Below are 14,291 nucleotides of genomic sequence, written 5' to 3'. Positions count from 1 at the left end.
CCACGTGGGGAAGACTCTCACGGGGAATATCGAGGAATAAATCACATGTCTGGAATTACCGCTGCATTGGTAAAAGAACTGCGCGAACGTACTGGCGCAGGTATGATGGAATGTAAAAAAGCACTTGTTGAAGCTAATGGCGACATCGAATTAGCGATTGATAACATGCGTAAATCAGGTCAAGCAAAAGCGGCTAAAAAAGCAGGTCGTGTTGCAGCTGAAGGTGTTATCCTGACTGAAGTTTTCAACGGTGGTAAAACAGGTGCTCTGGTTGAGCTGAACTGTGAAACTGACTTCGTTGCTAAAGACGCTGGTTTCTTAGCATTCGGTAAAGAAGTTTTAGCTTCTGTTGTTGCTGACAAAAATGCGGATATCGAAGCGCTGAAAGCAAAATTCGAAGAAGCTCGTACAACATTAGTTGCGAAAATTGGTGAAAACATCAATATTCGTCGCGTTGCTATTCTGGAAGGCGCACAAGTAGGTAGCTACCTGCACGGTGCTCGTATTGGTGTTTTAGTTGCTGCCGAAGGTGCAGACGAAGAATTACTGAAACACATCGCTATGCACATCGCTGCAAGCAAACCTGAATATGTGACTCCAGACAACGTTCCAGCTGATGTTGTTGCTCACGAGCACCAAATTCAGTTAGACATCGCAATGCAATCTGGTAAACCACGCGAAATCGCTGAAAAAATGGTTATCGGTCGCATGAACAAATTCACTGGCGAAATCTCTCTGACTGGCCAGCCTTTCGTAATGGACCCAAGCAAATCTGTTGGTGACTTACTGAAAGAGAAAGGTGCTACTGTTTCTGGTTTCCTTCGTTTCGAAGTAGGTGAAGGTATCGAGAAAGTTGAAACTGACTTTGCAGCAGAAGTTGCTGCGATGAGCAAGTAATCAACTAAGGGCCGCCAATTGGCGGCTCTGTTTTATTCACGTTTCGTTCAAGCAAACAAACATCAGTTAGCGGGTATGAGAGACCATCAACGTTATCTTTTGGCTTGAAATATATCGTGGGTAATTAAGGTTTAAAATTCTATTCAAATTTAGGTATGTAGAACCTGCGTGTTCTGCGTATGTTACCCCAATAAATAATCTGTTAGGACAGAACACCATGGCTACCAATGCAAAACCCGTTTATCAGCGTATTCTGCTTAAATTAAGTGGCGAAGCCTTACAAGGCGCAGAAGGTTTTGGTATCGATGCTAGCGTTTTAGATCGTATGGCTCAGGAAATCAAAGAACTCATAGAACTGGGTATACAGGTCGGTGTGGTTATTGGCGGTGGTAACCTGTTTCGTGGTGCTGGTTTGGCACAAGCTGGTATGAACCGTGTTGTCGGTGACCACATGGGGATGCTAGCCACGGTGATGAATGGACTCGCGATGCGCGATGCTTTGCACCGTGCTTATGTGAATGCAAGACTGATGTCTGCAATTCCATTAAACGGCGTCTGTGATAATTATAGCTGGGCTGAAGCCATTAGCTTACTACGTCACGGCCGTGTTGTTATTTTTTCTGCGGGAACAGGTAATCCATTCTTTACAACAGACTCTGCGGCGTGTTTACGCGGTATTGAAATTGAAGCAGATGTCGTGTTAAAAGCCACAAAGGTTGATGGCGTCTATTCTGCTGATCCAGCGAAAGACCCCGATGCCGTATTATATGAAAATCTGAATTATCAAGAAGTTTTGGAGCGTGAGTTAAAAGTGATGGACTTAGCGGCCTTCACATTAGCTCGTGACCATAACTTACCAATCCGTGTTTTCAATATGAATAAACCGGGTGCATTGCGCCGTGTTGTCATGGGCGAAAACGAAGGTACTCTGATTTCTCACAACTAATACTCAGAGACACAGCCTGAGTTTAAATGTATTATCTAAGATAAATTCAGACAATTTAAGCGAGGTCGCATTGCGGCCTTTAATAATCAGTTCTTAAGGGTTGAAAACGTGATTAACGAAATCCAAAAAGATGCTCAAGACCGTATGGAAAAGAGCCTTGAAGCATTCAAAAACCAAATCAGTAAAGTTCGTACAGGCCGTGCATCACCAAGCCTGTTAGACGGCATCAACGTTGAGTATTATGGCTCAGCGACGCCTCTGCGCCAATTAGCTAACGTAACGGTTGAAGATTCACGTACATTAGCTATTTCTGTTTTTGACCGTAGCATGTCACCTGCGATTGAAAAAGCGATTATGGCGTCTGATTTAGGTCTGAACCCCTCTTCTGCGGGGACTGTTATCCGTGTTCCACTTCCTCCGTTAACGGAAGAACGTCGTAAAGACTTAATTAAAGTGGTTCGTGGTGAAGCAGAACAAGGCCGTATCGCTGTCCGTAACGTACGCCGTGATGCTAACGATAAAGTTAAAGCACTGCTAAAAGACAAAGAAATCAGTGAAGATGATGAGCGTCGTTCACAAGATGACATTCAAAAGCTGACTGATAGCTACATCAAGAAAGTTGATGAATCATTAGCGCAAAAAGAAACTGAGTTGATGGAGTTTTAATCCATCATGATGATAAAGCCACCAACGCAAATTCTAAAAGTGTGCGTTAGCGTGGCTTTATTATTTTTCGTACCCATTAAAAAATCCTTTCTTATCACTAAGCTGATATAATCTCAGTATTGAATTAATACAGAGTATCCGATCACTATGAAACGTCTGACAGTCCTGGGTTCAACAGGTTCAATTGGTACTAATACACTTTCTGTTGTCCGTCAAAATCCTGAAAAATTCCAAGTTCTTGCTTTAGTCGCAGGTAAAAACGTTGCTGAAATGGCAAAGCAATGCCTTGAGTTTAATCCGAAATATGCCGCTATGGCGGATGAGTCATCGGCGAAGGTATTACGAACGATTTTGTCTGAGAATAATAACACAACAGAAGTGTTATCAGGAAAACAAGCAGCGATTGACCTTGCAGGCCTTGACGATGCGGACCAAGTGATGTCAGCAATTACGGGTGTTGCTGGGTTATTACCTACCTTAGCGGCGATCCGCAAAGGCAAAAGAATATTATTAGCGAATAAAGAGTCTTTGATTACCAGTGGCCGTTTATTCTTTAATGAGATTCGTCAGCATAATGCATCAGTCTTTCCAATTGATAGTGAGCATAATGCTATCTTCCAAAGTTTGCCTGAAATTATTCAGCTCAACTTAGGTTTTGCTGATTTAACAGCTTCAGGTATTTCCAGTATTGTTTTAACAGGCTCAGGTGGCCCGTTCAGAGAAACGCCATTATCGCACTTTGATAATGTCACGCCAGATGAAGCATGCAATCACCCAAATTGGTCGATGGGGCGTAAAATCTCCGTTGATTCAGCGACAATGATGAATAAAGGGCTAGAATATATTGAAGCCTGCTACTTCTTCAATGCAAATGCTGATCAAATGGAAGTGATTATTCACCCTCAATCGGTGATCCACTCAATGGTGAGATACCGCGATGGCAGTGTGATCGCACAGCTCGGTACACCCGATATGCGCACGCCGATTTCGTACAGTATGGCCTACCCTCTGCGTATTATTTCAGGTGCAAAACCGCTTGATTTTGCTAGCCTTTCATCATTAACATTTGTGCAACCAGATTACCAGCGTTACCCTTGTTTGAAACTGGCGATTGATGCTTGCCATCAAGGTCAAGCAGCAACAACGGCGCTGAATGGGGCAAATGAAATGACGGTTGCGGCGTTCCTTGAAGGGAAAATTCGCTTTACTGATATAGCGAAAATTAATTACAAAATATTAGAAAACCAAGTTTTTTCTGAACCTGTTTCTATTGAAGAGGTCTTAGAAATCGACGAATGTGCGCGCCGCGATGCGGCAAAAATAATCGCTCAGACAGTTTAAGCCTGGTATGTGATTTATTTAGTTGCTGATAACCATAATTTATCTTTAATATGTGATGCGTTTAAAAAAAGAAAGATAACCTAGTATTTAGCAGAGAATTAAGGATGTGTCTTATCAGCAAACTTAATAATAGTGGTTATTATTGAGTGGAATTCTCAAAGCGGTACTCACAAGGATTAACATTTAATGAACTCTAGTGGTGAAAATCTCTCTGAATCGATGATGCCTAAGCATGTCGCTATCATTATGGATGGTAATGGGCGATGGGCAAAGCAGAGAGGAAAACTCAGAATAACAGGCCATAAGGCAGGTGTTGAATCTGTACGTAATTCTGTGCGTTTTGCGGTAAAAAATAAAATTAGCTCGCTCACACTTTATGCATTTAGTAGTGAAAATTGGAGACGACCTGAAAAAGAAGTCAGTTCTTTGATGGAGTTATTCGTTTTTGCACTCGATAATGAAGTCAAAAACCTACACAAGAACAATGTTAAATTAAAAGTGATAGGGGATATTGACCGTTTTAGTGAGCGTCTTAGAAAACGTATTGATAAAGCAGAGGCATTAACGCAAAACAATACAGGCTTAAAATTAAATATTGCGGCGAACTATGGCGGACGCTGGGATATCGCCAACAGTGTGAAGCAAGTCTTTGCCAAAGTGCAAAGTGGTGAACTTTCGATTGATGATATCAATGAAGATGCTATTAATAACTCAATCTGTATGCATGACCAAGAGTGTGTTGACTTAGTTATCAGAACAGGGGGAGAACATCGAATTAGCAACTTCCTATTATGGCAAGTCGCTTATGCGGAATTTTATTTCACCAACGTTTTGTGGCCAGATTTTGATGAAATGGTGTTTCAAGATGCGGTTGATGCATTTAGTAAGCGCGAGCGTCGTTATGGTGGGGCTGAATCAGATGACGAACTCGTCAAATAATAGGGGATAGATGTGCTGAAATACCGTTTGCTTACTGCGATAGTATTAATACCAATTGTTATTGCGGCGTTGTTTTTACTTTCTCCTGCAAATTTTGGTTTAGTGGTGATTGCTGTTTCTGCTCTTGGTGCTTGGGAATGGGCTCAATTTGCAGGGTGGCACTCACAGGCTAAACGTATTGGTTTAGCAATTGTTTTTGCAGCAATTTTGCTGGCAATGCAATTCTCAATCCCTGATATCACATCCTTATCCAGTTCGCCAATGATCCTTTATGGGTTATGGGCAGGGTTAGTTTGGTGGGTTGTCGCTATTGTGCTTGTTGTGACTTACCCTGCATCTGCATCATGGGGTAAATCTGTAATTATTCGCTTATTATTTGGCGTATTAACTATAATTCCTTTCTATTGCGGCATGATGGCACTGCGTACCGTGGGCTACCAGAGTGATACTGCTATTGGTGCATGGTGGTTACTGTATGTGATGTTGCTGGTGTGGGGAGCAGACTCAGGTGCCTATGCCTTTGGGCGCACAATCGGCCGTAATAAAATGGCACCGAAAGTATCTCCGGGTAAAACATGGGAAGGCCTCGTGGGTGGTCTAATCACCGCTGGGATTATTTCTTGGGTATTTAGTGCATACGCGCCAATCCCTGTTATGCCAGATTATTTGCTAGTGACTTCAATTATTGTTGTTGTAGTATCTGTGTTTGGTGATTTAACTGAAAGTATGTTTAAGCGCCAATCTGGCATTAAAGACAGTAGTCATTTAATCCCAGGTCATGGTGGTATTCTTGACCGTATTGATAGCCTAACTGCGGCAATTCCAGTATTTGCTGGGCTGAATTTGTTAATTTTTAACGGCTTTGGTCTGTAGGAAGATAAATGGGATTTATTTGGAGCTTAGCGGCATTTATTATTGCAATTGGTGTGCTAATTACTGTACACGAATTTGGTCATTATTGGGTTGCACGCCGCTGTGGTGTTTATGTTGAGCGTTTCTCAATTGGTTTTGGTAAAACGCTGTGGCGCAAAGTAGACAAACACGGTACTGAGTTTGTCCTCGCACTAATCCCGCTGGGCGGTTATGTCAAAATGCTGGATGAACGTGTTGGTGAGGTTTCACCTGAACGCAGGCATGAAGCGTTTAATAATAAAACTGTGGGTCAGCGTGCCGCAATTATTAGCGCAGGTCCAATTGCGAACTTTTTACTGGCTATTGTTGTCTACTGGATAGTCTTTATGATTGGCGTTCCATCAGTGAAGCCAATTATTGCGGATATAAAACCAGATTCGATTGCCGCGGCTGCGAATTTTGAACCCAAAATGGAACTAAAATCCATTGATGGTATCGAAACACCTGATTGGAATTCAGCGCGTTTAGCATTAGTGGCTAAAATTGGCGATCGCGAGTTAACTGCTGAAGTGGTGCCACAAGGGTATAGTGAGCCCATTACCAAAACAGTTGATTTAACTGATTGGAAATTTGATCCTGAAAAACAAGACCCGATTTTGTCAATTGGTATCATGCCTGTTTCAGCCAGAATCGATCCTGTGATTCAGAAAGTAACCGCGGGTCAGGCTGGTGAACGCGCAGGGTTAATTCCGGGCGATAGAATTGTAAGTGTTAACGGTGAGGAGCTTGGGTATTGGAACCCTGTGACTCGAATCATTCGTATGAATCCGGGAACACCGTTAAAGTTAGAAATTGAACGTTCTTCACAACGTGTTTCACTCACCTTAACGCCAGATAGCCAAGATGGGCAGCGTGGTGAGAAAATTGGATTTGCGGGTGTGGAACTTTCAGTGTTACCGTTAGCAGATGAATATAAAATGGTGCAACAATATGGGCCATTTTCTGCGCTTTACCAAGCAAGCGATAAAACGTGGCAGTTGATGAAGCTAACGGTCAACATGATGGGTAAATTAGTTGTTGGGGATGTCAAACTCAATAACTTAAGCGGTCCGATATCTATCGCGAAAGGAGCGGGGGTATCCGCCGAATCAGGCTTGGTATATTATTTGATGTTTATTGCGCTTATTAGCGTGAATTTAGGTATCATCAATCTGTTTCCATTGCCTGTTTTAGATGGGGGGCATTTGCTCTTCTTATTAATTGAAAAAATTAAGGGAAGTCCAGTGTCTGAGCGAGTACAAGACTTTAGTTTTCGGATAGGTGCAATGGCATTGATTCTGTTAATGGGACTTGCACTTTTTAATGATTTCTCTCGCTTCTAATTTTGTAAGCTGGGGACCAGTAAGGAATACGCATAACAACGATGGCGATGAAAAAGTTGCTCATAGCGTCGCTGCTTCTAGGCAGCGCCACTGCATACGGTTCAGACGGATTCGTAGTTAAAGACATTCGTTTCGAAGGTCTACAACGCGTCGCCGTTGGTGCAGCATTATTGAACATGCCTGTTAGGGTGGGTGATTCGATTGATAACGACGATATCAGTCGTTCAATTCGTTCCCTATTCTCAACCGGTAACTTCGAAGATGTTAGGGTCCTGCGTGATGGAAACACGCTGATCGTTCAAGTTAAAGAGCGGCCAACTATCGCAAGCATCACGTTTACAGGTAATAAATCTGTTAAAGACGATATGCTCAAGCAGAACTTGGAGGCTTCAAATATTCGCGTGGGTGAGGCACTTGACCGCACGACAATCGCGAATATTGAAAAAGGCTTAGAAGACTTTTACTACAGTGTGGGTAAATACAACGCGACAGTTAAAGCCGTTGTAACACCATTACCGCGTAACCGTGTCGATTTAAAATTTGTGTTCTCCGAAGGTGTGTCTGCACAAATCCAGCAGATTAACATCGTGGGTAACAAAAACTACACGACCGCTGAATTGGTTAATAAGCTGCAATTACGTGATGATGTACCATGGTGGAACCTTGCGGCTGACCAAAAATATCAGAAGCAAAAACTGGCGGGCGACTTAGAAACGTTGCGCAGTTTCTACCTCGATCGCGGTTATGCACGCTTTAACATTGATTCTACCCAAGTTAGTCTGACCCCAGACAAGAAAGGCATTTATATCACGATTAACATTACTGAAGGCGACCAGTACAAAATTTCTGGCGTTGAAATTAATGGTAATACGGCTGAACATTTAAATGAAATCAAAGAGCTGATCACGATCACACCGGGTGAATTATACAACGGTGCGCAAGTGACACGGATGGAAAACCAGATCAAAGAATTGTTTGGTCGTTATGGTTATGCCTATCCACGTGTGATGACTCAGCCTGAAATTAACGACGCAGATAAAACCGTTAAATTGCATCTGAATATTGATGCAGGCAACCGCTTCTACGTTCGTGAAATTCGTTTCCAAGGTAATGACACCAGTAAAGATACCGTCCTGCGTCGCGAAATGCGTCAAATGGAAGGGGCATGGCTGGGTAACGACCTTGTCGAGCTAGGTAAAGAACGTCTAAACCGTACTGGTTTCTTTGAAACCGTTGATGTTGAAACTCAGCGTGTGCCGGGTAGCCCTGACCAAGTTGATGTTATCTATAAAGTTAAAGAACGTAATACAGGTTCGATGAACTTCGGTATCGGTTTCGGTACAGAAAGTGGCGTGAGCTTCCAAGTTGGTGTTACGCAAGATAACTGGTTAGGTACAGGTAACGCGGTTGGTATCAACGCAAGTAAAAATGACTATTCAACCAACGTTGAGTTCTCCTTTACTGACCCTTACTTCACCGTTAATGGTGTGAGCTTGGGTGGTCGTATTTTCTATAACGACTTTAGTGCGAAAGATGCTGACCTGTCTGGCTATAACAATAAAACGTATGGCTTAGATAGCTTCTTAAGTTTCCCATTCAATGAAAATAACTCTTTCCGCGTAGGTGCGGGTTACGTTCATAACAAACTGTCTGATATGCGTGCGCAAGCTGCGATGTGGGATTACCTTGATTCTATGGGTAAAAATCCACCAATCACAGAGAATGGCCGTAATAAAGAAAGCTTTGATGCGGATGACTTCACGCTTAACTTAGGTTGGACTTACAACTCGTTAAACCGTGGTTTCTTCCCAACGTCGGGTAACAAAACTAACGTCTCTGGTAAAGTGACTGTTCCAGGCTCTGATAACGAATACTATAAACTGCGCTTTGATACAGCGCAGTACTACCCATTAGATGAAGATGAAACATGGGTTGTTCTGGGTCGTGCTCAAGCAGGTTACGGTGACGGTATCGGCAGCAAACAAATGCCATTCTATGAAAACTTCTATGCGGGTGGTTCTAGCACCATTCGTGGTTTCCGCTCGAACAATATCGGTCCGAAAGCGGTTTACTTGAAGAAAGTTAATGGAAAAGATGGCCCAGAGCCAGGTAGCCCATCAAGTGATGCAGTCGGTGGTAACGCCATGTATGCAGCATCATTTGAGTTAATTACGCCTACACCATTTATTGACGAGAAATATTCGAACTCTGTTCGTACCTCTCTCTTCGTTGATGCGGGTACTGTATGGGACACTAACTGGAACAGTATTCCATCTGATTGGCGTGCGGGTATGCCTGACTACGGTAAGGCGTCCAATGTCCGTGCTTCAGCGGGTGTGGCTTTACAATGGATGTCCCCACTTGGACCACTGGTCTTCTCTTATGCGCAGCCGATTAAGGACTACGAAGGGGATAAATCAGAACAGTTCCAATTTAATATTGGTAGAACGTGGTAATCTACACCAGTTTCTATCTATGAAGGCTCCCATAATTTTATGGGAGCAACCAAAATTTCCAGCCATACATATGGGTTAAGGAGTTTAGTGTGAAAAAATTGTTGTGTGCAGCGGGTGTGAGTATTGCTTTAGCAATGTCTGCGGGTGCTTATGCTGAAAAAATCGCTATCGTAAATGTTGGCGAAATTTTCCAAAATATGCCTGCGCGTGAAGCCGTTGCTAAACAGCTTGAAAGCGAATTCAAAAGCCGTGCTACTGAATTGCAGAATCTGGAAAAAGACCTGCAATCACGCGTAGAAAAACTGCGTCGTGATGGTGCTACCATGAAGCAAAGTGAGCGCGAAAAACTTGAATCCGAACTCATGACTAAACGTGACACTTTTGCTGAAAAAGCGCAGAAATTTGAAGAAGACAACCGTCGTCGTCAAGGTGAAGAGCGCAATAAAATTTTAACTCGTATTCAAGACTCTATTAAGTCTGTTGCTGCTAAAGAAGGCTACGATGTTGTTATTGATGCAAACGCAGTTGCGTATGCAAAAGATAGCATCGACATCACTAGTCAGGTTCAAAAACAGGTTAAATAATAGATGTCTTCAATTCGATTGGCTGACCTTGCTCAGCAGTTGAATGCACAATTACATGGTGATGGCGACATCGTCATCACCAGTATTGCTCCCATGCATTCAGCGAATAATCAACAGATAACTTTTTTATCTGATAGCCGTTACAGTGATAAATTGGCCGATTGCCAAGCTGCTGCAGTGGTTCTCACAGCAAAAGATCTCGAATCCTGCAAAGTGGCTGCACTGGTTGTTGATAACCCGTACCTCGCCTATGCACGGATGGCGCAAATCATGGATACCACGCCAAGTCCAGCTGAAGATATTCATGCATCCGCAGTGATTGCAGATGATGCAACACTCGGTAAAAATGTTGCAATTGGCGCAAATGCTGTTATCGAAAGTGGTGTTGTACTGGGCGATAACGTCGTAATTGGCGCAGGTTGCTTTGTGGGAAAAAACACGCATATTGGGGCAGGAACCCGCCTATGGGCGAATGTCAGTGTTTACCACAATATTGAAATTGGCGAGCACTGCTTAGTGCAATCGGGTACCGTGATCGGGTCAGATGGCTTCGGCTACGCAAATGATCGTGGCAATTGGATCAAAATTCCTCAATTAGGCACCGTGATCATCGGAGATCGTGTTGAGATCGGCGCAAGTACAACAATTGACCGCGGCGCACTAGATAACACGGTGATTGGCAATGGGGTTATTATCGATAACCAGTGCCAAATTGCACATAATGTCATTATTGGTGATAATACCGCAGTTGCTGGCGGCGTAATCATGGCGGGCAGCTTAAAAATCGGCCGTTACTGTATGATTGGTGGCGCGAGCGTGATCAACGGTCATATGGAAATTTGCGATAAGGTTACAGTAACGGGAATGGGAATGGTCATGCGGCCTATCACCGAACCGGGAGTTTACTCTTCAGGCATTCCTTTGCAACCTAATAAAGTTTGGCGTAAAACAGCCGCTTTAGTCTTAAGTATCAATGAGATGAATAAGCGACTGAAAAATGTTGAACGTGAATTAGATAGCCAAAACCAAAAAAATCAGTAATCATTTTGTAATTCAGGCTAAAATAGTTATCTGAGTTACGTTTTCCGGCCTGCCAGTTAACCTAATTTAAGGTTAAAGCAGGCCGATTCGTTAATAATAACCGTATTAATAGACAGGAAGAGTATTTCGATGAGTGATAATCATACTCTGAATATTGAAGAAATTTTAGAGCTCCTTCCACACCGTTACCCGTTCCTTTTGGTTGACCGTGTATTGGATTTTGAAGAAGGCAAATCTTTGCGTGCAGTTAAAAATGTTTCCTTCAACGAGCCATTTTTCCAAGGGCATTTCCCTGGTAAACCGATTTTTCCGGGTGTTTTAATTTTAGAAGCGATGGCGCAAGCAACGGGTATCCTTGCATTTAAAAGCGTTGGGAAATTAGAGCCGGGTGAACTGTATTATTTTGCAGCGGTAGACAACGCTCGTTTTAAACGTCCTGTTCAGCCTGGAGATCAAATGATCTTAGAAGTTGAATTTATTAAAGAACGTCGCGGAGTCGCACGTTTTAAAGGCGTTGCAAAAGTTGATGGAGAAGTGGCCTGCGAAGCAGAAATGATGTGCGCCCGTCGCCGTGAGGTCTGATATGATTGACAATACTGCCTATATCCATCCTTCATCCATCGTCGAAGATGGCGCAATCATTGGTGCCAATGTGCGTATTGGCCCTTTTTGTTATGTTGGCGCGAATGTTGAAATTGGCGAAGGCACAGAGCTGAAATCCCACGTTGTCGTTAACGGCCACACAAAAATTGGTCGCGATAATGTGATTTTTCAGTTTGCGTCTATTGGTGAAGCTAACCAAGACCTGAAATATCAAGGTGAACCAACTCGCGTTGAAATTGGTGATAGAAATCGCATTAGAGAAAGTGTCACAATCCACCGTGGTACTGTTCAAGATGTTGGCCTAACAAAAGTGGGTGATGATAACCTGCTGATGGTTAACGTGCATATTGCTCACGATTGTATCATTGGTAATCGTTGCATTATTGCAAATAACGGGACGTTAGGCGGTCATGTCACATTAGGCGATTACGCTATTATTGGCGGTATGACAGCGGTTCACCAATTTTGCAAAATTGGCGCTCACGTTATGGTGGGTGGTTGCTCTGGCGTGGCACAAGATGTGCCGCCATATGTAATTGCACAAGGTAACCATGCAACGCCATTTGGTCTAAACCTTGAAGGTTTAAAACGCCGTGGTTTTGAAAAAGAATCACTGCATGCTATTCGTAATGCATACAAGACGTTATATCGTTCAGGTAAATCATTAGAAGAAGCACGTGAAGAGATCGCAGAAGCGGCGAAAGTCAACGAACACGTTAAGGTGTTTAGTGATTTCTTAGAAGATTCTGCACAATCTAAGCGTGGCATTATCCGTTAATCACAAGGTGCTGTGGTTAACGTGACTAGGCCTTTAATAAGGAGCGAATTTCGGTGATAGATAACCGTCCACTTACTATTGGCCTTGTTGCCGGAGAAACATCTGGCGATATCCTCGGTGCAGGGCTTATTCGTGCACTGAAAGAGCAAGTGCCTAATGCACGCTTTGTTGGTGTTGCAGGCCCGCTGATGCAAGCGGAAGGCTGTGAAGCTTGGTTCGAAATGGAAGAGTTAGCCGTGATGGGAATTGTTGAAGTTTTCGGCCGGTTACCTCGTTTATTATCTATTCGTAAAGATTTGACCCAGCGATTTACGCAGTTACAACCCGATATTTTTGTCGGGATTGATGCGCCTGATTTCAACATCACCCTTGAAGGGCGCTTAAAAGCAAAAGGCATCAAAACCATTCATTACGTCAGTCCTTCAGTTTGGGCTTGGCGCCAAAAACGCGTATTTAAAATCGGTCGTTCTACAAACTTAGTCTTAGCGTTTTTACCATTTGAAAAAGCGTTTTATGACCGTTTTGATGTACCTTGTCGTTTTATTGGCCACACCATGGCGGATGCGATTCCCCTGCATCCAGATAAACTTGCTGCGAGAGCACGCCTCGGTATTCCTGAAAATGCAAAATGCCTCGCATTATTGCCAGGAAGCCGCCATTCAGAAGTGGAAATGTTGAGTGCTGATTTTTTACAAACGGCGCAAATACTCCAACAACGCTTCCCTGATTTGCATATTGTGGTACCACTGGTTAATGAAAAGCGCCGCCAGCAATTTGATGCCATCAAAGCCATTGCTGCGCCTGAATTACCTGTACACATTTTAGATGGGCAAGCCCGTGATGCGATGATTGCCGCAGATGCTACACTGTTAGCCTCAGGAACCGCTGCTCTGGAATGTATGTTGACGAAATGCCCGATGGTGGTTGGTTACCGTATGAAACCCTTCACGTTTTGGCTTGCTAAGCGCTTAGTTAAAACTCCGTATGTCTCCTTGCCGAATTTGCTGGCTGAAAAAGAAATTGTCAAAGAATTGCTGCAAGAAGAGTGCCAGCCAGAAAAACTGGCGCAAGAGCTTCTTCCATTATTGGAAGGCGGGGAACAAGCTGCCGAGTTAAAAGACACTTTTTTACATCTGCATCAGTTGATCCGTTGTGATGCAGACAAACAAGCTGCAGAAGCAGTACTCGATTTGGTTAAAAATTAATGGAATTTATCTATCCCAAGGCCAATTTAATTGCTGGCGTTGATGAAGTCGGGCGTGGGCCATTAGTGGGCGCGGTTGTGACCGCTGCTGTGATCCTTGACCCAAATAACCCAATTACCGGGCTCGCGGACTCGAAAAAACTCAGTGAAAAAAAACGCGAAAAACTGTTCGACGAAATCAAAGAAAAAGCCTTATGTTGGTGCATTGGCCGTGCAGAACCTGAAGAAATTGATAAAATAAATATATTACACGCGACGATGTTAGCCATGCAGCGTGCCGTTGCTGGGTTATCTATCGCCCCTGAATTTGTTTTAATTGATGGCAATCGCTGCCCTGAACTGCCAATGCCTTCACAGGCCGTGGTTAAAGGTGATAGCCTTGTACAAGAAATTAGCGCAGCATCCATTTTAGCGAAAGTAGTGCGGGATAGGGAAATGGTCGAGCTGGACAAAGCATTCCCAGAATATGGCTTTGCAAAGCATAAAGGCTACCCAACCGCATACCACTTAGAAAAATTGGCGCAGTATGGTGCAACTGAATTCCATCGTAAAAGCTTTGCTCCCGTGAGACGAGCTTTAGACAGTCAAAAATAGGTATTTAA

The 14,291-nt window shown here is 43.4% G+C and carries 14 protein-coding genes; all 14 read left to right on the top strand.

The window, feature by feature from the left end:
- Positions 1-45: 45 nt before the first annotated feature.
- The 14 genes from tsf to rnhB all read left to right on the top strand — a co-directional run bounded on the left by tsf (position 46) and on the right by rnhB (position 14,283).
- A complete protein-coding gene (gene tsf, locus ABWP91_RS18135) occupies positions 46-897 on the top strand; it encodes a translation elongation factor Ts (protein WP_353244419.1) in 852 nt (283 codons plus the stop codon).
- 217 nt (positions 898-1,114) lie between these two features.
- Positions 1,115-1,843 carry a UMP kinase gene (gene pyrH / locus ABWP91_RS18130; protein WP_206083748.1) on the top strand — a complete coding sequence of 243 codons (729 nt, stop codon included), beginning with the start codon at positions 1,115-1,117 and terminating at the stop codon, positions 1,841-1,843.
- Between the two features lie 108 nt (positions 1,844-1,951).
- The gene (gene frr / locus ABWP91_RS18125; RefSeq protein ID WP_353244418.1) at positions 1,952-2,509 is read left to right on the top strand and encodes a ribosome recycling factor; all 558 of its coding nucleotides are present in this window, start codon (positions 1,952-1,954) and stop codon (positions 2,507-2,509) included.
- 147 nt (positions 2,510-2,656) lie between these two features.
- Positions 2,657-3,850 (top strand): 1-deoxy-D-xylulose-5-phosphate reductoisomerase, encoded by a 1,194-nt coding sequence (ispC, locus tag ABWP91_RS18120; RefSeq protein ID WP_353244417.1) that lies wholly within the window; start codon positions 2,657-2,659, stop codon positions 3,848-3,850.
- A 186-nt stretch (positions 3,851-4,036) separates the two neighbouring features.
- Entirely contained in the window at positions 4,037-4,789 is a 753-nt protein-coding gene (gene uppS, locus ABWP91_RS18115; RefSeq protein WP_219244386.1) for a polyprenyl diphosphate synthase, read from the top strand.
- A gap of 12 nt (positions 4,790-4,801) precedes the next feature.
- A complete protein-coding gene (cdsA, locus tag ABWP91_RS18110) occupies positions 4,802-5,662 on the top strand; it encodes a phosphatidate cytidylyltransferase (RefSeq protein WP_353244416.1) in 861 nt (286 codons plus the stop codon).
- An 8-nt stretch (positions 5,663-5,670) separates the two neighbouring features.
- Positions 5,671-7,023, top strand: coding sequence for a sigma E protease regulator RseP (rseP, locus tag ABWP91_RS18105; protein ID WP_353244415.1), 1,353 nt, complete (start codon positions 5,671-5,673; stop codon positions 7,021-7,023).
- Between the two features lie 41 nt (positions 7,024-7,064).
- Complete coding sequence (gene bamA / locus ABWP91_RS18100) at positions 7,065-9,479, top strand: outer membrane protein assembly factor BamA (RefSeq protein ID WP_353244414.1); 2,415 nt, start codon at positions 7,065-7,067, stop codon at positions 9,477-9,479.
- A gap of 89 nt (positions 9,480-9,568) precedes the next feature.
- Complete coding sequence (skp, locus tag ABWP91_RS18095; protein WP_206083755.1) at positions 9,569-10,063, top strand: molecular chaperone Skp; 495 nt, start codon at positions 9,569-9,571, stop codon at positions 10,061-10,063.
- Positions 10,064-10,066: 3 nt separating this feature from the next.
- On the top strand, positions 10,067-11,104 hold the full coding sequence (lpxD, locus tag ABWP91_RS18090) for a UDP-3-O-(3-hydroxymyristoyl)glucosamine N-acyltransferase (protein WP_353244413.1): 1,038 nt from the start codon (positions 10,067-10,069) through the stop codon (positions 11,102-11,104).
- Between the two features lie 129 nt (positions 11,105-11,233).
- Positions 11,234-11,686, top strand: a complete 453-nt coding sequence (fabZ, locus tag ABWP91_RS18085) for a 3-hydroxyacyl-ACP dehydratase FabZ (RefSeq protein ID WP_219244380.1) — start codon at positions 11,234-11,236, stop codon at positions 11,684-11,686.
- 1 nt (position 11,687) lies between these two features.
- The gene (lpxA, locus tag ABWP91_RS18080) at positions 11,688-12,485 is read left to right on the top strand and encodes an acyl-ACP--UDP-N-acetylglucosamine O-acyltransferase (RefSeq protein ID WP_353244412.1); all 798 of its coding nucleotides are present in this window, start codon (positions 11,688-11,690) and stop codon (positions 12,483-12,485) included.
- 53 nt (positions 12,486-12,538) lie between these two features.
- Complete coding sequence (gene lpxB, locus ABWP91_RS18075) at positions 12,539-13,690, top strand: lipid-A-disaccharide synthase (RefSeq protein WP_353244411.1); 1,152 nt, start codon at positions 12,539-12,541, stop codon at positions 13,688-13,690.
- Positions 13,690-14,283 carry a ribonuclease HII gene (rnhB, locus tag ABWP91_RS18070; RefSeq protein ID WP_353244410.1) on the top strand — a complete coding sequence of 198 codons (594 nt, stop codon included), beginning with the start codon at positions 13,690-13,692 and terminating at the stop codon, positions 14,281-14,283. Before lpxB ends, rnhB begins: the two co-directional genes overlap by 1 nt.
- The last annotated feature ends 8 nt before the right edge of the window (positions 14,284-14,291 follow it).

Origin of the sequence: Providencia sp. (genome assembly GCF_040396775.1) — a bacterium.
In the GTDB taxonomy this organism is placed as follows: Bacteria; Pseudomonadota; Gammaproteobacteria; order Enterobacterales; family Enterobacteriaceae; genus Providencia.
This window is presented reverse-complemented; position numbering and strand designations above follow the sequence as displayed.

Excerpts from the sequence above, each read along its gene's own strand:
- tsf (WP_353244419.1), top strand. The coding sequence starts at position 46 with ATGTCTGGAATTACCGCTGCATTGGTAAAAGAACTGCGCGAACGTACT.
- pyrH (WP_206083748.1), top strand. The coding sequence starts at position 1,115 with ATGGCTACCAATGCAAAACCCGTTTATCAGCGTATTCTGCTTAAATTA.
- ispC (WP_353244417.1), top strand. The coding sequence starts at position 2,657 with ATGAAACGTCTGACAGTCCTGGGTTCAACAGGTTCAATTGGTACTAAT.
- uppS (WP_219244386.1), top strand. The coding sequence starts at position 4,037 with ATGAACTCTAGTGGTGAAAATCTCTCTGAATCGATGATGCCTAAGCAT.
- rseP (WP_353244415.1), top strand. The coding sequence starts at position 5,671 with ATGGGATTTATTTGGAGCTTAGCGGCATTTATTATTGCAATTGGTGTG.
- bamA (WP_353244414.1), top strand. The coding sequence starts at position 7,065 with ATGGCGATGAAAAAGTTGCTCATAGCGTCGCTGCTTCTAGGCAGCGCC.
- lpxD (WP_353244413.1), top strand. The coding sequence starts at position 10,067 with ATGTCTTCAATTCGATTGGCTGACCTTGCTCAGCAGTTGAATGCACAA.
- fabZ (WP_219244380.1), top strand. The coding sequence starts at position 11,234 with ATGAGTGATAATCATACTCTGAATATTGAAGAAATTTTAGAGCTCCTT.
- lpxA (WP_353244412.1), top strand. The coding sequence starts at position 11,688 with ATGATTGACAATACTGCCTATATCCATCCTTCATCCATCGTCGAAGAT.
- rnhB (WP_353244410.1), top strand. The coding sequence starts at position 13,690 with ATGGAATTTATCTATCCCAAGGCCAATTTAATTGCTGGCGTTGATGAA.